At 72.9% G+C, this 20,599-nt stretch carries 17 protein-coding genes; 5 read left to right on the top strand and 12 right to left on the bottom strand.

Annotated elements, in window-relative coordinates; genetic code table 11:
- Positions 1 to 74: 74 nt before the first annotated feature.
- The 8 genes from ACXN5W_RS17035 to secA2 form a co-directional block, all read right to left on the bottom strand.
- Positions 75 to 710 (bottom strand): nucleoside/nucleotide kinase family protein, encoded by a 636-nt coding sequence (locus tag ACXN5W_RS17035; RefSeq protein ID WP_473159287.1) that lies wholly within the window; start codon positions 708 to 710, stop codon positions 75 to 77.
- Between the two features lie 68 nt (positions 711 to 778).
- Positions 779 to 1,285, bottom strand: coding sequence for a winged helix-turn-helix domain-containing protein (locus ACXN5W_RS17040; RefSeq protein WP_473159288.1), 507 nt, complete (start codon positions 1,283 to 1,285; stop codon positions 779 to 781).
- Positions 1,286 to 1,871: 586 nt separating this feature from the next.
- On the bottom strand, positions 1,872 to 2,852 hold the full coding sequence (locus tag ACXN5W_RS17045; protein WP_473159289.1) for a winged helix-turn-helix domain-containing protein: 981 nt from the start codon (positions 2,850 to 2,852) through the stop codon (positions 1,872 to 1,874).
- 80 nt (positions 2,853 to 2,932) lie between these two features.
- Positions 2,933 to 3,439: a rhodanese-like domain-containing protein gene (locus tag ACXN5W_RS17050; protein WP_473159290.1), complete on the bottom strand. Its 507-nt coding sequence runs from the start codon at positions 3,437 to 3,439 to the stop codon at positions 2,933 to 2,935.
- Positions 3,436 to 3,918: a cysteine dioxygenase gene (locus ACXN5W_RS17055; RefSeq protein ID WP_473159291.1), complete on the bottom strand. Its 483-nt coding sequence runs from the start codon at positions 3,916 to 3,918 to the stop codon at positions 3,436 to 3,438. Before ACXN5W_RS17055 ends, ACXN5W_RS17050 begins: the two co-directional genes overlap by 4 nt.
- Before the next feature lie 96 nt (positions 3,919 to 4,014).
- Positions 4,015 to 4,503: a DUF2231 domain-containing protein gene (locus ACXN5W_RS17060; RefSeq protein WP_473159292.1), complete on the bottom strand. Its 489-nt coding sequence runs from the start codon at positions 4,501 to 4,503 to the stop codon at positions 4,015 to 4,017.
- Between the two features lie 142 nt (positions 4,504 to 4,645).
- Positions 4,646 to 5,380: a GAF and ANTAR domain-containing protein gene (locus ACXN5W_RS17065; protein WP_473159293.1), complete on the bottom strand. Its 735-nt coding sequence runs from the start codon at positions 5,378 to 5,380 to the stop codon at positions 4,646 to 4,648.
- 327 nt (positions 5,381 to 5,707) lie between these two features.
- Positions 5,708 to 8,002 (bottom strand): accessory Sec system translocase SecA2, encoded by a 2,295-nt coding sequence (gene secA2, locus ACXN5W_RS17070; RefSeq protein ID WP_473159294.1) that lies wholly within the window; start codon positions 8,000 to 8,002, stop codon positions 5,708 to 5,710.
- Positions 8,003 to 8,451: 449 nt separating this feature from the next.
- On the opposite strand from secA2, the gene ACXN5W_RS17075 reads away from it, so the two are divergent.
- The 3 genes from ACXN5W_RS17075 to ctaD all read left to right on the top strand — a co-directional run bounded on the left by ACXN5W_RS17075 (position 8,452) and on the right by ctaD (position 12,208).
- Positions 8,452 to 9,384, top strand: coding sequence for a glucosyl-3-phosphoglycerate synthase (locus ACXN5W_RS17075; RefSeq protein ID WP_473159330.1), 933 nt, complete (start codon positions 8,452 to 8,454; stop codon positions 9,382 to 9,384).
- Positions 9,385 to 9,552: 168 nt separating this feature from the next.
- Positions 9,553 to 10,056 carry a DUF4383 domain-containing protein gene (locus ACXN5W_RS17080; protein WP_473159295.1) on the top strand — a complete coding sequence of 168 codons (504 nt, stop codon included), beginning with the start codon at positions 9,553 to 9,555 and terminating at the stop codon, positions 10,054 to 10,056.
- 127 nt (positions 10,057 to 10,183) lie between these two features.
- Positions 10,184 to 12,208, top strand: a complete 2,025-nt coding sequence (gene ctaD / locus ACXN5W_RS17085; protein WP_473159296.1) for an aa3-type cytochrome oxidase subunit I — start codon at positions 10,184 to 10,186, stop codon at positions 12,206 to 12,208.
- A gap of 155 nt (positions 12,209 to 12,363) precedes the next feature.
- Here ctaD and ACXN5W_RS17090 read toward each other — a convergent pair whose 3' ends face one another.
- The 4 genes from ACXN5W_RS17090 to ACXN5W_RS17105 all read right to left on the bottom strand — a co-directional run bounded on the left by ACXN5W_RS17090 (position 12,364) and on the right by ACXN5W_RS17105 (position 18,151).
- Positions 12,364 to 13,497, bottom strand: a complete 1,134-nt coding sequence (locus tag ACXN5W_RS17090) for a SigB/SigF/SigG family RNA polymerase sigma factor (RefSeq protein ID WP_473159297.1) — start codon at positions 13,495 to 13,497, stop codon at positions 12,364 to 12,366.
- 234 nt (positions 13,498 to 13,731) lie between these two features.
- Entirely contained in the window at positions 13,732 to 15,126 is a 1,395-nt protein-coding gene (locus ACXN5W_RS17095) for a hypothetical protein (RefSeq protein ID WP_473159331.1), read from the bottom strand.
- Positions 15,127 to 15,234: 108 nt separating this feature from the next.
- Positions 15,235 to 17,043: a thiamine pyrophosphate-binding protein gene (locus tag ACXN5W_RS17100; protein ID WP_473159298.1), complete on the bottom strand. Its 1,809-nt coding sequence runs from the start codon at positions 17,041 to 17,043 to the stop codon at positions 15,235 to 15,237.
- On the bottom strand, positions 17,036 to 18,151 hold the full coding sequence (locus ACXN5W_RS17105) for a baeRF2 domain-containing protein (RefSeq protein WP_473159299.1): 1,116 nt from the start codon (positions 18,149 to 18,151) through the stop codon (positions 17,036 to 17,038). The genes ACXN5W_RS17100 and ACXN5W_RS17105 overlap by 8 nt, the downstream gene beginning before the upstream one ends.
- A 147-nt stretch (positions 18,152 to 18,298) precedes the next feature.
- On the opposite strand from ACXN5W_RS17105, the gene ACXN5W_RS17110 reads away from it, so the two are divergent.
- Positions 18,299 to 18,847 (top strand): hypothetical protein, encoded by a 549-nt coding sequence (locus tag ACXN5W_RS17110; protein ID WP_473159300.1) that lies wholly within the window; start codon positions 18,299 to 18,301, stop codon positions 18,845 to 18,847.
- 192 nt (positions 18,848 to 19,039) lie between these two features.
- Positions 19,040 to 20,518: a glutamate-cysteine ligase family protein gene (locus tag ACXN5W_RS17115; protein ID WP_473159301.1), complete on the top strand. Its 1,479-nt coding sequence runs from the start codon at positions 19,040 to 19,042 to the stop codon at positions 20,516 to 20,518.
- The last annotated feature ends 81 nt before the right edge of the window (positions 20,519 to 20,599 follow it).

The following is a 20,599-nucleotide window of genomic DNA, read 5'->3' on the forward strand; positions in this document are numbered from 1 at the left end:
CGAGGCCGGCGGTGGTCCGCTGTGAGCGGGGCGAGTACCCCCGCTCCGGCCGGGTCAAACGGGCCGGTTTCAGCTCATCGCGAGGTCCGTTCCACCAGCGCCGGGTGCCGCGGATCATCGACCCGTACGGCCAGGTCGGCGAGCGCGACCGGGTCGACCTCCTCGGCGTACCGGTCGTACGCCGGCAGCGTCCAGGCGTCCTGTGCGGTGGACCGCCGACGCAGTGCGGCCGGGGACAGCGCGAGGTGGACGGTCAGGTCGAACGGCAGCGGACCGCCGATCAGGAAGGACCCGCTGACCAGCACCACGGCCCGGTCCGGCAGTCCGACGTAGTCGGCGCGGCTGGCCCGGTCGAGGTCCGCGTTCCACAGCGTCGGAAGGATCCGGCCGCTGCCCGCCGGGCCGGCCGGGTCCAGCACCTCACGACGCAGCCCGGCCTCGTCCAACCAACCGAAATAGTAGGAATCCGGGTTGGTGCGGCCCAGTTCGTACCGCAGGCTGGCGGGCCGCAGGAAGTCGGCGGACCGGATGTGCAGCGCGGCCCTGCCCCGGATCCGGAGCGGGTCGACCAACTCGTCACCGAGCCGATCCGGGCCAGCGGCCGGGGCGCCGTCCAGGGCCACCCGGACCCGGCCGTCGCCGGCGGCGTCGGCGATCCGGTCGGCGAGTTCGGTCACCAGCAGTTCGGGGGCGATAGGTCGGATCCTCACCCGTCCATGGTGCCCGGTCGACCCGGTGCCGGCCGGTCAGCCCGTCCGGCCATCTCCGTGCCGCCCGGTCAGCCCGTCCGGTCGATGACCACGCGCGCGTCGTCGGCCAGCCGGTAACCCACGCCGTAGACGGTGGTGATCAGCGGCACGTCGGTGCCGACCTTGCCGCGCAGCCGACGGATGTGCACATCCACCGTCCGCACCCCGGCGTGCTCGTAGCCCCACACCGCGTTCAGCAGTTGCAGCCGGGTGAACACCCGGCGGGGGTGAGCCACGAGATGCATCAGCAGGTCGAACTCCAGCCGGGTCAACGGCAGCCGATCGGCGCCCAGCAGCACCGAGCGGGAGGCGGCGAGCAGGTGCAGGGTCGGCGGCGTCGGGGGTGGCGGCGTGCTCGGCTGGACGCGCGGTACGGGCGCCTCGCCGCGCCGTTCCCCGCCGCCCGGGCTCGTGGTCACCGTCGCCTCGCCCCGCTCCACCATCTCGCGGGCCGCCTCCAGCAGCCGGCGGGCCGGCGCCGTCAGGGCCTCCTCACCGGCCAGTGGAATGGAAAGGGTGACGGTCAACGCGGGCATCCCCCCGCTGCCTGCGGCCGGACGGCGCTGGGCTCCCGGCGGTCTCCCGGGACCAGGCGGTTGTGCTGCATGCCATCCGGTACGCGACGAAGCGGGGCTGACCGACATGGTCCTCCTTGGCTGGTCCGGGTTTTCCCCACGGCCCCGGGGCACCGCAGGACCGATGCTTCCGGCCCTCCTGGTGAGGGTCAAGAGGCTGCGGCGTTGCATGAACGTGACAATCGGCAAACACACCGGAACTGAGTGCTTGCTCTCAGTGCCAAGGCAGATGATAGAGGGGCCGCGCCACCGTCCGAATCGAACCCCCTCCTCCGGCCGTACGGTGCTCAATCACCCACCCGGCTCACGATCCGGCGCCGCTCCGGGGGCCGACGCCGCCGCCCAGCCGGGCTCACCGGGTCGGCACCGCCGCCCGGTCGCCCCGCCCGGCTCACCGGGCCGGCACCGGCACCGGGCTCACCAGGCCGGCATCAGTGCCCCGCTCCCCGGGTCGGCACCGGCGCCCGGTGACGCCGCCCGGCTCGCCGGGTCGGCATCAGTGCCCGGCTCGCCGGGTCGGCGTCGGCGCCGGGTCACCCGGCCCGGCTCACCAGGACGGTGCCGCCCCGGCGGTCGGCGCGGAGACCACCGACATCCAGCTGGGTTCGGCGCCCGACCGGGCGGATCGCCCGCTGGCAGCGCCAACGGTGGTTCCACCGACCGATGCCGGCTCCGGCCCGTCGTCCGGATCGATCTGCACCGTGAGGTTCTCGGCCAGTCGGTAGCCCACCCGGTGCACTGTGGTCACCACCGGTGTGTCGGCGAACTTGGCCCGCAACCGGCGGACGTGTACGTCCACCGTCCGGGTCTGGACCGGGTCGTGACCCCACACCCAGGACAACAACTGGCCCCGGGTGAAGACCCGACGCGGCCGTTCGACGAGGAACCGCAGCAGTTCGTACTCCAGCCGGGTCAGCGGCACCGGCCGGCCACGCAGCCAGACCTCCCGGGAGGCCGGCCGCAGGAGCAGGCCCGTGGTCGAGGCGGCGCTGGGCGGGGTGGCCGCCGCGGTGGACGGCCGGGCGTCGTCGGGTCGCCCGACGCCGCCGGCGGGTACGACGCCGCTGACGGGTACGGGGCCGCTGGACGGCGCAGCGCCTACAGACGGGGCAGCCCCGGCCACCGGCGCCGCGCCGATCGACGACTGGACGCCGGCCGACGGACGGGCGCCGGCGGACGGCACCGCGCCGACCGGCGATCGGGTGCCGATTGACGGAAGTACGTCGCCGGAGGCCACGGACCCGGCCGGGCGACCCAGCAACTCGGCCTGTTCCTCGGCCACCTCGACCAGCAGCTCCAGCAACCGCGCGGTGGCGGGACTGAGCGGCCCCTCCGGCACGGCGATGTCCAGGGTCAGCCGCAGTGGCGCCGACTGCCCCGCGGCACGCGGCACCTCCCGGCCCTCGTCGAACGCCGCCGCAGCGGTGGGTTGCGCCGGAGCGGGCGGCGGCGGGACCTCGGTGGGTCGCACCGAACCGTCGTACCGGCGGGTGAAGAACGGGTGGGGCGGGATGGCGATGATCGACACGAGGGGTCTCCTAGCGCGGTATCGGTTGCGCGGTTGGGTCGGGCGGTGCGCGCCGACCCAACCGCGAGCTGTGACGCGGTCTACGCGCGACGGACCGATCCGGCCCGTACCGGCGTCGGCCGCACGGCTACCTCGGCGTACACATCGGTGGGCCCGAAGGCCGGAAGTCCGGTGGCGCGCCAGGCGGTGAAGCCGCCCACGACGTCGGTCGCCCGGTACACGCCGAGGTCCTTGAGGGCCGCGGCGGCCAGTGAGGAGGTGAACCCCTCCTGGCAGAACACGACGATCGGCAGGTCGTAGCGGGCGATCGGCAGCCGGGCCGGACATCGCGGATCGAACCGCCACTCCAGCACGTTGCGCTCCACCACCAGGGCGCCGGGTACCGCGCCGGACACGGCGCGCTGCGCGGCGGGGCGGATGTCGACCAGCACGGCCCCCTTCCTGCCGGCCAGGTGGGCCTCCTCCGGCTGGAGCCGGACCAGCCGGGCACGGGCCACGGCCAGGATCTCGTCGATGCTCCGCGAGCCGGCGGGGGCGGGGGCGGCCGGCAGGGGCGCCGCGGGGAACGGGGCCGACAGTCGGGTCACCATGCCACCCCGGCCTCGGCGACCTCGAGCCGGCGCAACCGGCCACCGTCGAGGTGGTAACGGTTCATCAGGCGCAGCGCCGGCTGGTACACGTGCACGCTGACGGCCGGTACGGTGCCACGGTTGCTCACCCGGTGGATGTGCCGCGCGCCGAACGACCGGCCCGAACCGGTGGGGAGGGTGCGCGGGCGCAGCCGGCCCAGCGCCACCGTCTCCTCGGTGAGGACACCGGAAACGACGGTGAACGCGCCGGCACAGCCACCGTGATCGTGCAGATCGGTGTGCTGACCGGGCAGCCAGGTCAGCAGCCACACCTCGTGTTCGGCGGTCGCGGCCAACCGGCTGTACCAGCGTTCCACCGGGTCGAACCGGAGCTGGCCGGACCAGTCGCCCGCGGCGTACCGACGGGCTATGTCGAGGAGCCCGCCACCGGCCTCAGGCTCCCCGGTCGTCTCAGATAGTCGCTGCTCAAGCGTCATACGACCAGTTTGGGGATAATCCCTATCGACTTACTAGACTATTCCACGATGTGGGATAGTGATTGTTCTGACAGGATCCGCGTGAACTACGAACCGTCAAGCGCCGTACACGTCTCCCGCGGCGAAGACCTCGAACCCGGCGGTCTCGGCCCGGCGCCGCTCGTGATCCAGCCGCCACGCCTGCCGGCCGGTCCACACCAGACCGGCGCCGCCGATGGCCAGGGCGAGCAGTTCGACCACGACCAGCGGCCCGGAGGGCGGATGCGCCTCCCCCGAGCCCGCCCGCACCAGGCAGACGACGATGAACAGCACCGCCGAGACCACGTTGGGCAGGTTCCCCACCAGCGCCGCGCGCCGGGCGCCGTCGGGCGGCGCGTCCCACAGCTCGACCATGCCGGCCACCACCGTGAGGCCGGCCGCCACCAGACCGGCCACCGCGGTCCAGTAACCGACCTGACCGACCAGCCCAGGAGCGCCCAACACGTCCGCGAGATCGAACAGCGTCGCGGAGACGAACAACCCCAACGGGAACGTCACCAGCATCGGCTGGACCGGATGACCGTGCACACGCAACCGACTGTCCATGGTGGCCCTCCCCAGGTACGTCCACCGTACCCGGCGTCGTACCCCCGGCCACCCGCCGCCAAACGGCCGCCCGCCCACCCGGCGACCCGACCACCCACCGGCAGTCAACGACCCGGTCACCCGGCGGCGGACAACGGCCCGGTCACCCGGTCCGGCGCCGGGCCACCGAATCCACCAGCCGGCGGGCCACCTCGGCCATCGGGATGGCCAGGGCCACGGACGCGGTACGCAGCACCTCCCGCGCGTCGGCGGCCGGGCAACCGCGCTGGGTCATGATCACCCCGATCGCCTGGCCCACCAGCTCCTCCTCGCCGGGCGCCACTCCGGGCTCCTCGACCGCGTCGGCCCGGGCCCGGTCCCGGACGGCGGCCAGCAGCAGGCCGGCGTGCTCGGCCAGCAGCATCGCGGTGAGCTGCCGTTGCTCGGTGAACGCGCCCGGCCGCCGGGCGTAGAGGTTGATCGACCCGATCACCTGGTCGTCGATGTCCACCGGCGCCGAGATCACCCCGTGTACGCCGAGCGCCAGGGCCCGCGCCGTCCAGGGCGACCACCGTGGCGAGACCCGCAGGTCGGGGACGAGCACCAGGTCCCGCTGCCGGATCGCCGTCATGGCCGGCCCGTCGTCGCCGTACTGCACGTCGTCGAGCGTCCGGATCGGCTCGTCCGAGGCGGCCACCGAGGCGGGTTCTCCGGCCTGCAGGATCGTCACGCTGCACCAGCTCACCCCCGGCACGGCGGCCTGGCAGGTCCGGACGAGCTGGTCGAGCGCGTCGTCGAAGTCGGCCGCGCAGATCAGCCCGGCGGTGAGTTCGCGCAGCAGGGCGGCCGTCTCCAGGACACCCAGCGAGTCGCCGGGCGTCGCCGTCTCCAACCTCACCGCAGCGTGGCCCACGCCACCGCCGCGTCCGACGCGGCTCGCCCAACCCGTACGGTCGACTTCATCATGATGACCTCTCCCCCGGGATCTCGGACCCCGGGTACTACCCCTGGCAACGACGGTCAAAACCGGGCAAAAAACAGCGCGGTCGGCCGACAAATAGGGTAAGGGACCCGACAACGCCATCGCCCACCGGCCGGCGGCCGAGCGTGCGGGACCGGCGTGTCGGGCGTTCGGGAACGCGTCGACGAGCGGCTGGAACCCGGGTGGTCGCCGAAGCGCGGCGACCACCCGGGTGGAGACCCGGTGAGATCCGAACGCGGCGGGTCAGCGACCGCCGGAGCGCAGTCGCCGGCCCACCGAGGCGATGAGGCGGTCGAGTTCCGAACCGAACGGGTTGTCATGAACCAGGTACGTCCAGGTGGCGCTGGGCCGCACCAGCTTCGCGTCGTCCGGCTCCCAGTCCTCGCCGAACTCGGTCTCCGAGAACGTCTCGATCGTCCGCCGCTCGATCTCCGGGACCAGCGCGTTGAACGCGGGGACGGCGGCCCGGTGGAACTCGTCCAGCGGGTCGAGCCGACCCAGGGCGCGCAGGTGGACGCCCTCGCGGACCTCGGACAGCTCCGCCAGGTGCTCGGCCCAGAGCCGGTCCAGGTGGTAGAGCGCGGTCGACCGGGCGGCCCGGGACAGGATGTCCTCGTCCATGTCCTTGGTCTTCTCGGGCAGCTGCTCCAGCAGCATCAGGGCGGCCACCTCCGAGGTGAGCAGCCGCTCCCGCCGCTCGGCGAGGGCCTTGCGCTGCTGCTCGATCACCACGCTGTACCGCCAGGTGTTGCGGTGGATCTCATGGTTGACGCCCTCGGCGACCCGCTGGGCGTGCTCCACCGCGAAGTCCACCTGCTCATCGGTGACCAGACCGTCGGCGTTCATCCGCGGCGACGCCGGAATCGCGTCGGCGGCGTGCCGGACCACCAGGTCGTCCTCCAGGCTCACGAAGAACACCGAGCCGCCCGGGTCGCCCTGCCGGCCGGCCCGGCCGCGCAGCTGGTCGTCGACCCGACGGCTGTCGTGCCGGCCGCTGCCCATCACGTACAGGCCACCCAGCTCGGCCACCCGGTCCCGGTCGCCCTGGTCGCTGCCGCCGAGCCGGATGTCCACGCCCCGGCCGGCCATCTGGGTGGAGACCGTCACCGCGCCGTACGCGCCGGCCTCGGCGATGATCGCCGCCTCCTCCGCGTCGTTCTTGGCGTTGAGCACCACCGACGGCACCCCGGCCGCCTCCAGCGCCGCGGCGAGACCCTCGGACTCCTTCACGTCCAGCGTCCCGACCAGCACCGGCCGGCCCGCCTCGTGACACCGCCGGATCTCGTCGACCAGCGCCTCCTCCTTCTCCGCCCGGGTCGCGTAGATCCGGTCCGGGTCGTCCACCCGGATGCACGGGGTGTTCGGCGGGATCACCGCCACCTCGAGCGAGAAGAACTCCCGGAGCTGGTCGCCGACCAGCACGGCGGTCGCGGTCATCCCGCACAGCGTCCGGTAGAGCGCGATGAACGCCTGCACGGTGATCGTGCCCAGCACCTCGCCCTCGGCCGTGGCGTCCAGGCCCTCCTTCGCCTCCACGGCGGCCTGCAGGCCGTCCGGCCACCGCCGCCGCTGCGCCACCCGGCCGCGCATCTCGTCGATCAGCTCGACGGCGCCGTTGCGCACGATGTAGTCGACGTCCCGGTGCAGCAGCACCTGCGCGTGCAGGGCCACGTTGAGCGCCGACAGCTGCTCGATGTTCTCCTCGGCGTACAGGTCGAGGCCGCCCAGCCGGGACTCCAGGGTGGCCAGACCCGCGTTGGTGAAGGCGGCGCTGCGGCCGTCCTCGGCCACGGTGTAGTGCGCGCCGAGCCGCAGGCCGCGGACCAGCGCGGCGGCGGTGTGCACCGGATCCTGCTCGCCCGGTACGGCGCCGGCCAGCACCATCGGTACCCGCGCCTCGTCGATCAGGATCGAGTCCGCCTCGTCGACGACGGCGGTGGCCAGGCCGCGCTGGACCCGCTCCTCGACGTCGGTGACGAGCTGGTCGCGCAGGTAGTCGAAGCCGGCCTCGCTGACCGAGACGTAGGTGACGTCCCGGGCGTACGCCTCGCGCCGCTCCTCGTGGGTGGACGCCTCGTTGACCCAGCCGACCGTCAGGCCGAGCAGCCGGTACACCGGCTCCATCCACTCGGCGTCCCGGCGGGCCAGGTAGTCGTTGACGGTCAGCACGTGTACCGGGCCGTTGCCCAACCGGACGTGCCCATACGCCGCGACGGTGGCGGTCAGCGTCTTTCCCTCGCCGGTGGCCATCTCGGCCACCTTCCCGGCCAGCAGCGACATGGCGCCGATCAGCTGCACGTCGTACGGCCGCTGGTCGAGCGCCCGGCGGGCGGCCTCCCGGCCGACGGCGCAGATCTCGGTGAAGTCGGCGGCCTCGCCCGCCGCCTCGGTCAGCTCGGCGTCGTCCAGCGCGGACAGCGCCTCCTCACGGGCCTCGATGGCTGGCAGCAGCTTGGCCAGCGGGGTGAGATCGACGGTGCTGCCGGGTCGCTGGAGGAAGCGCCGGACCCTGCTCTTCAAACGCTGCGAGACGCCCATGACGGGCAACGGTAGCCGACGACAGACCCGATCGGCGTACCCGGGCGGCCCCCGTCCCATTCGCGTCGCTCGATCAACGGTGCTCCCTTCGTTCGTCTCGGAACAAATCCGGCAGACAACCCGGCAGCGACGAGATCACCCGGTGGATCCACCGGCCCGGAAGAGCCCGATTCGCTCGCGCCCGGTGATCTCTGCTCTCTCGCGCCCGGTGATCTCCGTTCTCTCGCGTCCGGTGATCTCCGCCCGGGTCGCGACCATCGACGCTCGGTCGGGAAGGATCGCGGTTAACCGGGGGTGGACGGGGAAGGCCAGCACCGGTTCGACAAGCTGTTGGAGACGTTGATCTCTGGGGGTGGCCTGTGGACCAGCCGAGACCTACCGTTCCGCCCGCCGTCGAGGCGTGGTCCAGCTACCGGACCGGCACCGCCGAACAGTGGACGGCGTCCACCCTGGTGCGGGCCAAGGGCGCCGCCACGGTGAGCGTGGTGATCCCGGCCCGGAACGAGGCCGCCACCGTGGGCGCGATCGTCGCGGTGATCCGCCGCTACCTGATGGACGAGGTTCCGTTGGTCGACGAGCTGATCGTGGTCGACTCCCGGTCCCGGGACGACACGGCGGCCATCGCCACGACCGCCGGCGCGCGGGTGGTCAGCCAGGACCGGATGACCCGTGGGCTGCCCCGGCTGACCGGCAAGGGCGACGCGCTCTGGTCCGGCCTGGCCGCGGCGACCGGGGACGTGGTGGCCTTCGTCGACGCCGACCTGCGCGAATTCAGCCCCCACTTCGTCACCGGCCTGCTCGGTCCGCTGCTGACCGATCCCTCGGTGGCCTTCGTCAAGGGCTTCTACCACCGGCCGCTGGTCGGCAACGCGGGTGTGGAGCAGGACGGTGGTGGCCGGGTCACCGAGCTGATGGCCCGGCCGCTGTTCAACCTCTTCTGGCCGGAGCTGGCCGGCTTCATCCAGCCGCTGGCCGGGGAGTACGCCGGCCGCCGCGAGGTGCTCGAACGGGTGCCGTTCGTCTCCGGGTACGGGGTCGAGACGGCCATGCTGATCGACCTGCTGGACCTGGTCGGGCTCGACGCGCTGGCCCAGGTCGACCTCGGCGAGCGGCTGCACCGGCACCAGGACACCGAGGCGCTGGGCCGGATGTCGGCGCAGATCCTCTACACCGCGTGGTCCCGGCTGCACCGGCAGGGCCGGGTGACCGACCCGCTCCCGCCGACCGGGCTGCTCACCCAGTTCCGCCGGGGGACGGCCGGCCCGGACCGGCCGTACCTGAGCCGGGAGGTGGTGGTCACGGACGTCGCCGTGCAGGAGCGACCGCCGCTGGCCGAGGTCGCCGACCTGATGCGCGGCCGGCAACGCGAGTTCGTGGCCTGACCTCGCCGCTGGTGGGGGACGGTGGTTAACAAGGGGCCCTTCCTATACCGAAAGCGATAACAGGGGCCCTTCCTTACGACGGGAGATGGCGCGATGGTGACCGGCCGGGCACAGGCACGGGCACGGGCACGACCCCACCCGGCGACCCGGCGACCGGCCGTCTGCCGAGTGGCCACCGGGATCGGCGGGTTGTTCGTCGTCTTCGGAGGGCTGGGCTTCCTGCCGGGGGTGACGAGCGACTTCGGCGAACTGGGATTCGCCGGCCACCACTCCGGGGCGGCCCTGCTCGGGGTGTTCCAGGTCTCGGTGCTGCTGAACGTCCTGCACATCGGGTTCGGGGTGCTGGGCCTGGGACTGGCCCGATCCGTCACCGGCGCCCGGTTCTTCCTGCTCGGCGGGGGCGCCGGCTACCTCATGCTCTGGCTCTTCGGCCTGACCGTCGGCCCGCACGCGACCGCGAACGTCGTACCCCTCAACGGGGCCGACGACTGGCTGCACGTGCTCGCCGGGGGCGGAATGCTGGCCCTGGGCGCCCTGACCGGCCTGCGGCGCCCGACGCCGCCGGCCGCCGGAACCGACGCGGTGGCGCCGGCCGCCGGACCCGGCTCGGCGCCTCCGGCGTCGGGATCCCGCGCGGCACGACCCGGGGCCGATCAGCCCGGCCCGCCCTGACGTCCGCCGTGGGCCCGACGGCCCGGTGCCGGCCATCCGGCGAAGAAATCCCCAGATGCCGGGTTTCGGCATCCCACCACCGGGTAGCCGGCCCCGTCCGTTGTGCGGGGTTGGCGGGGTGGGGGCGATGGCGAGACGAGTGACCACCGAACCGCACCGGGACCGGGGTCCGGTGATCCTGGCGCCGGCGCAGTTCGGTGGATATCCCGGTCCGGTACGGAAGATGATCCGTGGCGACAGCCTGTGGCGACTGCTGCGGACCACCGACGCGAAGCTGATCGGGCTGATGTACCTCACCACCGCGTTCGCGTTCTTCGTGATCGGTGGGATCATGGCCCTGCTGCTGCGGGCCGAGCTGGCCCGGCCCAGGCTGCAGTTCCTCTCCACCGAGCAGTACAACCAACTGTTCACCATGCACGGCACGATCATGCTGCTGCTGTTCGCCACCCCGCTGGTGTTCGCGTTCGGCAACTACATCGTCCCGTTGCAGATCGGCGCCCCGGATGTGTCCTTCCCGAGGCTGAACGCGTTCGCGTACTGGCTCTATCTGTTCGGTGGCACGCTGGTGCTGGCCGCCTTCATCACCCCCGGCGGGGCCGCCGACTACGGCTGGACCGCGTACACCCCACTGAGCGACGGCAGCCACTCCCCCGGGGTCGGCGCCAACATGTGGATCATCGGGCTGGTGATCTCGGGTCTGGGCACCATCCTCGGCGCGGTCAACATGATCACCACGATTCTCACCCTCCGGGCGCCGGGTCTGACGATGTTCCGGATGCCGATCTTCACCTGGAACATCCTGCTCACGGCCGTACTGGTGATCCTGGTTTTCCCGCTGCTCGCGGCGGCCCTGCTGGCGTTGGCCGCCGACCGGCTGGTCCACGCGCACGTGTACGACCCGGCGACCGGCGGGCCGATGCTGTGGCAGCACCTGTTCTGGTTCTTCGGCCACCCCGAGGTGTACATCGTGGCGCTGCCGTTCTTCGGCATCATCACCGAGATCATCCCGGTGTTCTCCCGCAAGCCGGTGTTCGGCTACAAGGGTCTGGTCGCCGCGACCATCTCGATCACCGTCCTGTCGATGACCGTGTGGGCGCACCACATGTTCGGCACCGGCCAGGTGCTGCTGCCGTTCTTCAGCTTCCTCAGCTACCTGATCGCGGTGCCGACCGGGGTGAAGTTCTTCAACTGGATCGGCACCATGTGGAAGGGCCAGATCAGTTTCGAGACCCCGATGCTGTTCGCGATCGGCTTCCTGGTCACCTTCCTGCTGGGCGGGCTGACCGGGGTGCTGCTGGCCAGCCCGCCGGCGGACTTCCAGGTCACCGACACGTACTTCGTGGTCGCGCACTTCCACTACGTGCTGTTCGGCACGATCGTCTTCGCGGCCTTCGGCGGCGCCTACTTCTGGTTCCCCAAGATGACCGGCCGGCTGCTCGACGAGCGGCTCGGCAAACTGCACTTCTGGACCATGTTCATCGGCTTCCACAGCACGTTCCTGGTGCAGCACTGGCTGGGCGCCGAGGGCATGCCCCGGCGGTACGCCGACTATCTGCCCACCGACGGCTTCACCACCCTCAACATGGTCTCCACGATCGGCTCGTTCGTGCTCGGCGCCTCCACGCTGTTCTTCATCTACAACGTCTGGAAGTCGTGGCGGTTCGGCCCACTGGTCACCGTGGACGACCCGTGGGGGTTCGGCAACAGCCTGGAGTGGGCCACCACCTGCCCACCGCCGCTGCGCAACTTCGAACGGCTGCCCCGGATCCGCTCCGAACGGCCGGCCTTCGACGCCAAGTACGGCCCGATGGTCGCCGACCTGCTCCGGAACCTCCCGATGCGGACCACGAAGGCACCCCAGCACCTGCGCGATGAACTGCACACCGAGCAGCGACCGCCGGAGTCACCGAGCGCCGAGGGCGCGTACGGGACGCGGATCGCCACCGGGCACCACCCGCGCCCCCAGTCCGGCGCGCGGCCGGTCGAGGTGCCGGATCCGGAGCAGTTGCGCCGACCCGCCTTCGCCGATTCGGAGGCACCAGCCGACAGACCCCCGGCCGGCGAACGACCGGGTGGGGAACAGTCGGCTGACGGACCGGACGATCCGGACCGGGCCGGCGGTCGTACCGGCGACACCGGCGATGAGTCGTGACCCCGCCCACCCAGCCCGAGCGGACCGCCGGCCGGCCCGCCGGGTCGACCACCAGACGTGCGGCCAGGCGCGTGGCCGGGCGCGTGGCCGGGCGCGTGGCCGGGCGTTAACACGGGGCCCTTCCTATACCGAAAGCGATAAGAAGGTGCCCTTCCTTACCCAGCGACGGCGGCCAGGCCGGCACTGGCCAGCACCGCGCGGACCGCGGGCTGCGGCCGGGCCAGCCGGACCGGGATGCCGGCCCGCAGCGCGGCGTCCCGCCCCGAGATCAGTGCGGCGGCGGCGGTCGGATGCAGGGTCGCCGCACCGGCCAGGTCCACCACCACCTCGGCGGGATGGCCCGTGCTGATCGCCTCGGTGAGCACCCGGCGCAGCCGCTCGGCACCGTCGGCGTCCACGTCGCTGGCCACCTCGACGAGCACCCGGTCCCCGGCCCGGCGGACCGCCAGTCGCGGCCGGGTCGGCTCCGGTTCGGCCGTTCCGTTCTGCCAGGGGGTGGCCCCGTCCGTGAGCATCGACTGGCGCAGCCAGGTCAGTGCCCGGGACAGCAGGCGGGACACGTGCATCTGCGAGATGCCGAACCGCGCCGCGATCTCGGCCTGGGTCTGGTTGCCGTAGAACCGCATGGCCAGGATGCGGCGTTCCCGCCAGGGCAGCCGACCGAGCAGTCCGCTCATCGTGACCCGGTCGTCCACGGATTCGAGCAGGTTGTCCGACTCACCGACCAGATCGCCGAACTCCGCCGAACTCTCCCCGCCGACCGGCGCGTTGAGCGAGGCCGGGCTGTAGCCGGCGGCCGACTCCAGCGCGGCGAGGACCTCCGCCTGCGGGGTCTCCAGCCGCTCGGCGAGTTCGGCGACGGTCGGCGCCCGGCTCAGTTCGCTGGTCAGCGCGGCCGTGGCCTGGCCGACCTCAAGGATCAGGTCACGCAGTCGCCGGGGCACGTGTACGCCCCAGGTGCGGTCCCGGAAGTGCCGTTTGATCTCGCCGACGATGGTGATCGCCGCGTAGGCGGTGAACGAGCCGCGTTCCGGGTCGTACCGGTCGACGGCGTTGACCAGCCCCAACCGGGCCACCTGCTCCAGGTCCTCCAGCGGCTCGCCGCGGCCCCGGTAGCGCCGGGCCAGCCGGCCAGCGAACGGCAGGGCGAACCGGACCAGGTCGTCGCGCGCCTCTCCCCGGCGCTCGGGTGGCAGCCCTTCGATCCGGGCCGCGTACGCGAGTGCCGCCGCGTCGAGATCCTCCAGCCCGCGTTCCGTCGGTGCCGGTGTGGTGGTCTGTCCGAACATCCGCGCCTCCCTCGCCGAAGGGCCCCCGCCCAGGCTGCGGAACCGGTCGTTGATGTGGTCACGCCACAGACCGGGCCGGAAGCGAAAAGGTCTCGTGGAAGTCGACGGCCACCAGCGCACGCAACAACTCTGCGTACTCGGCTCGTCGCAGCCAGCGATGTTCCCGCTCCGTAGGTACTCAATCACGAGACGAGGTTTTCTCGGGCTCGTTTCCGTCGGAGCGGGCGGCGAGGTTCAGCTGACCAACAGGCCGTGCGCCGTACCGCCGGCCCGCAATCCGGCCAGCGCGGCCATCGGGTCCAACGGCGGCGGAGGTGGCAGATCGCGCGGCTGACCGCGCAGCACCTCGGTGGCGTGCCGGGTCGGCACGGAGGTGACGGGATACCCGCGGGCGGCCAACCGGTCGACCGCGGCACGGCGACGCCCGAACGCGGCCACCGCCAGCCACTGGGGCAGACCGGCCAGGGCCGGCGACCGCAGTCCCGGCGGCTCGGGCAGGACGTCCACCGAGCTGAACGGCTCGCTGCCGGCCAGCCACCACTCGGCACCGGCCACCGCCCGCCGGGTGGCGTTCTCGCACCAGTACGGCACGAGTCCCGAGCGGATCACCTGCCACGGGTCGAGCAGCCGGCCGCACTCCACCACGCACCGGTCACCGCTCTTGCCGGCCGAGCGCAGCCACCCCCGGTAGAGGTCGGCCACGGCGGCGCTGAGCGCCTCCGGACGGGCGAACACCGCCCGGTGCGAGGTGCCCGGCCCGGCCCGCAGCGCCGCCTCCAGGCCGGGCTCCACGCCCTGCTCGGCGTACCCGGTGGGACAGCTCAGGCCGGGCGGCCGCCACCGGCGCGGATCGCCGCCGGCCCGGCGCAGCACCTCGGCCAGGTCGGGGCTGTCCGCGCCGAAGTCCGCCGGGTCGAGGCCGCTGGTCGGACCGCCGACCTGGAAGCTGTACCTGGACCGGACGGCCAGCACCGGCCAGGTGCGGGCATCCCGCAGCGTCAGCACCGGGGCGCCGGGTCCGAGCCGTTCCGCGATGAACCGCCGGTACGCCCCGGGCAGCTCCCGCCAGCGCACCAGCAGGCTGATCGTCGCCCCGGCCAGCGCCCCCCGAACGGCCGGATCATGCACCTGCCGCACCGCCACCGCCGGATTGTTCGCCAGTACCGGCGCCGCCACCCCGGCCCCGTACCCGAGGGCGCCGGCCGGATCGTCGACCGACCCGGCCGGCCAGCGGACCGACATCTCGAAGCCGGTCGGTAGCCACGGCATGCCGAGCGCGACCGCCAGGTGGGCGGCCGCGCCGTGCGGCGAGCCCAGCAGCAGGCCCGGATAGGTCCGATGCGGATAGTGGTCGACGACCCACCGCGCCACCCGTTCCGCGTCCACCGCGCCGGCCCGACCGGCGGGCAACGCGGACCGGACGGCGGCGCGGGCGATGGCGGACCGGCGGACCGGTTCCGGGGCGCCCCGGAACCGGGTGAGGACCGGTTGGCCGCCCAGGTCGGCGCAGTCCAGCCCGCGCAGCGCGCGGGAACACGCCGCGAGCAGCACCCGACCGGCGCTGTCCGGCGCCACCATCCAGTCCGACCCGGAAAACCCGGATCCGGTCGCGGCGACCCAGTCCTGCATCTCCCGCACGGGTTCACCCCTCGTCGACGACACCCTCCCGGGCCGCGACTTCCCGTCCGGAACACGGCTAAACGAGCCGTCCCGCCCGGGTGACCGGGTCGTGGGTGGTCAGCTCAGGTCCTCACCGACCCGCTCCCGGAGCAGTTCGTCCCGCCACCTGCGGGACGCCTCGGCGCCGCTCTCCGTGCCACGGTCGGCCCGCTGGCCGCCGTCCGGCACGCCGGCCAGCACCCGGTGGTACCCGCCGAAAGGCAGCTCGGGCGGGTGCAACGCGACGGTCGGGTCGACCACCGCCTCCAGTACGGTCGGCCGGTCGGCCGCCAACGCCTCGTCCCAGGCGGCGCCCACCAGTTCCGGACGGTCGACCCGGACGCCGTGCAGCCCCAGCAGCCGGGCCCAGCCCGCGTACGGGACATCCGGCAACGAGGGGGCGGACCAGTCCCCGACGCTCGGGCCGCCCGACCGACCCGCCCGGTCCCGGTTGTTCAACACCAGCACGACGAGACGGGGATCGGCCCAGCCACGCCACCGGTCCGCGATCGTGATGAGTTCCGCCAGCCCGTCCATCTGCATGGCGCCGTCCCCGGTCAGCGCGACCACCGGCCGGTCCGGCGCGGCGAGTTTCGCGGCCACCGCGTACGGCAGGGCGCAGCCCATCGCGGCGAACGTGCCACTGATCTGGGCCCGCGCCCCGGGCGGCAGCTGGAGGTGCCGGGCGTACCAGTAGGTCACCGACCCGACATCCACGGTGACAGAGGCGTCCCGGGGCAGCCGGGCGGACAGGTCGTGCAACACCCGCTGCGGGTTCAGCGGCTCGGCCGGTTCGTCGGTCCGGCCCAGCATCTCCTCGCGCCAGCGGTCCACCGACGCCTCCACCAGGTCCCGCCAGTCGCGGTTCCGCCGGTGCGGCACCAGCGGCAGCAGTGCCCGCAGGGTCTCGGCCGCGTCACCCACCAGCGGCACCGACACCGGGTACCGGGTGGCCAGCTTGCGGCCGTCGATGTCGATCTGCACCGCGTTGGCCTGATCCGGGAGGGGATAGAAGTCCGTCCACGGATCGTTGGTGCCGATCAGCACCAGCGTGTCGCAGCCGGACATCAGCTGGGCGCTGGCCGTTCCCCCCACGTGGCCCATCACGCCGGTGTGGAACGGCAGGCGTTCGTCCAGCACCGGCTTGCCGAGCAGCGAGGCCGCCACCCCGGCGTCGACCCGGTCGGCGAGCGCCAGGATCTCCGCCCCGGCGCCGCTCGCGCCCTGCCCGACCAGGATCGCCACCCGTTGACCGGCGGCGATCACGTGGGCCGCCGCGTTGAGGTCGGTGTCGTGCGGCACCACCCGGGCGGGCGGCAGACCGGGCACCATCGCCGCCGAGCCGCCGTCCCGGGGAAACGGGTCCACCACGGCGGCACCCTGCAGGGTGTCCGGGATGACCACGCAGGTCGGGCTGCGGGTGGCGACCGCCACCCGGAACGCGCGGTCGACCAGGATCGGCACCTCGGCGGCCGTACGGGCCACCCGGAAGAACTGGGAGCAGGCGTCGGCGAACAGCCGGGCCGGCTCGATGCCCTGCTGGTACGCGCTGCCCAGCGGGGCCGTCGTCGGGTCCCCCACGATCGCCACCACGGCCTGGCCGTCGAGCTTGGCGTCGTACAGCCCGGGTAGCAGCCGGACGGCGCCCGGCCCGTGGCTGGCCAGGCACACCCCCACGCCGCCGGTGAACTTCGCGTGCCCGCTGGCCATGAACCCGGCGGTCTCCTCGTGCCGGACCCGGACGAACCCCGGGTCACCGCCGGCGCGACCCACCGCCGCCACGATCGGGGCGACGGCGTCCCCCGGATAGCCGAACAGGTGTGGCACCCGCCAGGCGCGCAACCGGTCGACGACGAGGTCGGCGACCACCCGCCCCGGCTCAGCCATCGCCGCGGCCCGGGGTACTCGCGTCGACGTACCGCAGCACGGCGCCGACCCCGTCGGTCAGCTCCGGCGCCTCGGCCGGGTCCAGGACCGCGACCGCCGCGTCGGTGCCGACCAGGGCCCGGATCAGGGCGGCGTCGGCACGGACCCGGACCGGTTCGCCGGCCGGCAGGTCACCCGGCTGGGTGGCCAGATCGGTGGGTTGCGGTCCGATCCACAACCGGTCGGTGGACGACGGATCGTCCACGATCAGCATGGTGTCCACCTGGCTGCGGCGCAGCGCCGAGACCACGGCGTCCAGCCCGGCGCCGACGTTCTCCTGCTGGCCGAACCGGTCCTTCGCCGAGTCCGCGTGCCCGGTGGCCACCTCGGCGATGACCTGCACCGTGAGGTCCTCGAGCTTCTCGGTCCTGCCGCCGGGCGCCCCGGCCGGGGCGTCGAGCTGCACCACCCGGTCCTGCCACTTCGCCGGCAGCTGGGCGGCAAGCATCGTCCGGGCCTGCGGGTCACCCGCGACCACCACCACCTCGGCGCCGAGCCGTTCGGCCAGGTCGGCGGTTGCCGCCGCGCTGTCGCCGGCGTTGCGCTTCCACGAGGTCATCGCCTCGCGCTGGTACCGGGACTGGGACCATCCGCCCGGCTGCACCCGCCGGATCGGTTCCCGGTTGCCCCCGCTGACGTGCGCCCGCCGGGGTACGTCGCCGGCGCTGAGCCCGTCGACGTCCGCGCCGGTCCGGCTGGCCACCACCCGGACCCAGGGCACCCGCTCGCCCCGCTGGGCGACCAGCGGCATGGTGTGCGGCAACGCGCCGTGCGCGGCCAGGTCCCGCCGCGGCGGCGCGGGAAGGTATTCGCTCAACACCACCTGACCGTCGGTCGCGAAGGCGGCGAGACCGTAGTCGCCGGGCCGCGGATCATGACCGCGGACCACCGCGTCCAGAGCGGCGAGGGTACGCGGCTCCGCACGCTGATGCTCAAGTTCCTCCCGCAACCCACGCCACCGGAGGTCGAGAGCCGCGGCGGCGTCCTCGGTGTCCCGGGAGGCGTCCAGGTAGATCGAGGCCCACGGCCCGGGGCGGGCGTAGAGCGGACGCAGATAGGACAGCTCCATTTTTCGACCCCTTCCCACTCGGTCGCCGCATACCCGTCCCGGCCGGCAAGTCACCTGGCCGCCGTCGGGATGACACCGCTCATTCACGCCGTTCACCCCGATCCGTCGATACAATCCGTAAACCAGTCAGGACGCTCGGTGGTGAACATGACCAGGACGGACCATCCCCAGCCGGCCGCCACGGCACGCGCCCTACCACCCGTCACGGGACACGTCGTGCGGCTGACGGAGGGCTATCCACGGGAGATCCGGGTACATCAGCCGTTGCTGGTCGCCGTGCTGGTCACCGCGGGCGTCGCCCGGCTGATCGGGCGACTGGTGGCCACGCTGCTGCGCGCCGGCACCGGCGCGGGCGGCGGTCAGCGTCGGTTCCGGGACCTGCGCAAGGGGCCGGAGTTCCTGGTCACCCCGCTGCGGGTGCGCACCGGTGACGGCCGGGTGCGGGAGCTGGAGATTCACGGCCACCTGCCGCAGAGCGCGCTGGAACCGGCCGACCACATCCAGGTGACCGTCCGGCGGCAACGCGACCCGGAACTGCCGCCCCGGGTCGAACGGATCGTCAACCTCACCACCGGTCAACTGCTGACCCCACGGACCCCCACCCTGTGGTCGCACCTCGGTCCCGCCCTGGTGTTGCAGGCCGGGCTCGGCACCGCGCTGGTCGCCGTGATCGCCGCCTGCACCGTCGTACGCTGACCGGCGTCGTACGCTGACGGACGTCGTACGCTGACCGGCGGGAAAGCCCGTCGGCGGGGTATTCAGCCGCCCGGGCGCGGGGTATTCAACCTCCCGAGCATCGAACATCGGCCATGCTCCGGTCGTCCCCTTCCCATCGGTGGCCCGGCCGTGCGAGGTTGAGATACCGACTGTGGCAGGACGGTGACCCACATGGGCGAGGAGATCGGGGCACACACCTTCAGCCGCGCGGACCGGGCGCGGTACCGGCAGAAGGTCCGCCGCTGTCTCGACGTGTTCGCGGAGATGTTGCGGGAGTCCCGGTTCGACACGGACCGGCCGATGACCGGGCTGGAGATCGAACTCAACCTGGTCGGCGGGGACGCCATGCCGTCGATGCGCAACGCCGAGGTCCTCGCGGCGATCGCCGACCCGAGTTTCCAGACGGAGCTGGGTCAGTTCAATGTGGAGATCAACGTGCCGCCGCGCCGACTGGCCGGCACCGGCACCGCCGACTTCGAGGCACACGTACGGGCCAGCCTGAACGCCGCCGAGGAGAAGGCCCGGCGGATCGGCGCGCACATGGTGATGGTGGGCATCCTGCCGACGCTGCGACCCGAGCACCTCACCTCGGAGACGCTCTCGGCCAACCCCCGGTACGCGTTGCTGAACGAGCAGATCTTCGCGGCCCGTGGCGAGGACCTGGCGATCCGGATCAGCGGCATCGAGCGGCTGGCGACCACGGCCGACACCATCACCCCGGAGGCGGCCTGCACCAGCACCCAGTTCCACCTCCAGGTCGGGCCGCCGCAGTTCGCCGCGTACTGGAACGCCGCCCAGTGCCTCGCCGGGGCCCAGGTGGCACTGGGCGCCAACGCGCCGTTCCTGTTCGGCCGGGAGCTGTGGCGGGAGACCCGGATCCCGCTGTTCGAGCAGGCCACCGACACCCGGCCGGAGGAGATCAAGGCCCAGGGGGTACGCCCGCGGGTCTGGTTCGGCGAACGCTGGATCACCTCGGTGTTCGACCTGTTCGAGGAGAACGTCCGGTACTTTCCCGCGCTGCTGCCGGTGTGCGACCCGGAGGATCCGGCGGAGGTCCTGGCCCGGGGCGACACCCCGACGCTGGCCGAGTTGCGGCTGCACAACGGCACGGTCTACCGCTGGAACCGACCGGTGTACGACGTGGTCCACGGCCGGCCGCACCTGCGGGTGGAGAACCGGGTCCTGCCGGCCGGGCCGACCGTGCTGGACACGGTGGCGAACGGCGCCTTCTACTTCGGCGCGGTGCGGATGCTCGCCGAGGCCGACCGCCCGCTGTGGTCGCAGATGTCGTTCAGCGCCGCCGAGGAGAACTTCCACGCCTGCGCCCAGCACGGCATCGCCGCCCAGGTCTACTGGCCGGGATTGGGCTACCTGCCGGTCACCGAACTGGTGCTGCGCCGCCTGCTGCCGCTGGCGTACGAGGGGCTGGACCGCTGGGGTGTCGACCCGGCCGAGCGGGACCGGCTGCTGGGCGTGATCGAGCAGCGCTGCCTCACGGGTCGTAACGGGGCCACCTGGCAGGTGGAGACGCTGCACGAGTTGGAGCAGCACGACCACCTGGACCGCCCCGCAGCCCTGGCCGAGGTGCTACACCGCTACATCCCCCTGATGCACAGCAACCAACCAGCCCACACCTGGCCCCTCCCCTAACCTCAATGCCGCTCCCCTCCCCTCCCCCTCACCCCCCCATCCCCCGGTTGATCATGAAGTTAACGGACGGTTTGGAGATCA

Source organism: Plantactinospora sp. A48 (genome assembly GCF_055793945.1).

Coding starts and splice junctions, on each gene's coding strand:
- ACXN5W_RS17095 (WP_473159331.1), bottom strand. CDS start 15,126: ATGCAGGACTGGGTCGCCGCGACCGGATCCGGGTTTTCCGGGTCGGAC.
- ACXN5W_RS17090 (WP_473159297.1), bottom strand. CDS start 13,497: ATGTTCGGACAGACCACCACACCGGCACCGACGGAACGCGGGCTGGAG.
- ACXN5W_RS17055 (WP_473159291.1), bottom strand. CDS start 3,918: ATGACGCTTGAGCAGCGACTATCTGAGACGACCGGGGAGCCTGAGGCC.
- secA2 (WP_473159294.1), bottom strand. CDS start 8,002: ATGGGCGTCTCGCAGCGTTTGAAGAGCAGGGTCCGGCGCTTCCTCCAG.
- ACXN5W_RS17100 (WP_473159298.1), bottom strand. CDS start 17,043: ATGGCTGAGCCGGGGCGGGTGGTCGCCGACCTCGTCGTCGACCGGTTG.
- ctaD (WP_473159296.1), top strand. CDS start 10,184: ATGGCGAGACGAGTGACCACCGAACCGCACCGGGACCGGGGTCCGGTG.
- ACXN5W_RS17040 (WP_473159288.1), bottom strand. CDS start 1,285: ATGCCCGCGTTGACCGTCACCCTTTCCATTCCACTGGCCGGTGAGGAG.
- ACXN5W_RS17105 (WP_473159299.1), bottom strand. CDS start 18,151: ATGGAGCTGTCCTATCTGCGTCCGCTCTACGCCCGCCCCGGGCCGTGG.
- ACXN5W_RS17060 (WP_473159292.1), bottom strand. CDS start 4,503: ATGGACAGTCGGTTGCGTGTGCACGGTCATCCGGTCCAGCCGATGCTG.
- ACXN5W_RS17110 (WP_473159300.1), top strand. CDS start 18,299: ATGACCAGGACGGACCATCCCCAGCCGGCCGCCACGGCACGCGCCCTA.
- ACXN5W_RS17115 (WP_473159301.1), top strand. CDS start 19,040: ATGGGCGAGGAGATCGGGGCACACACCTTCAGCCGCGCGGACCGGGCG.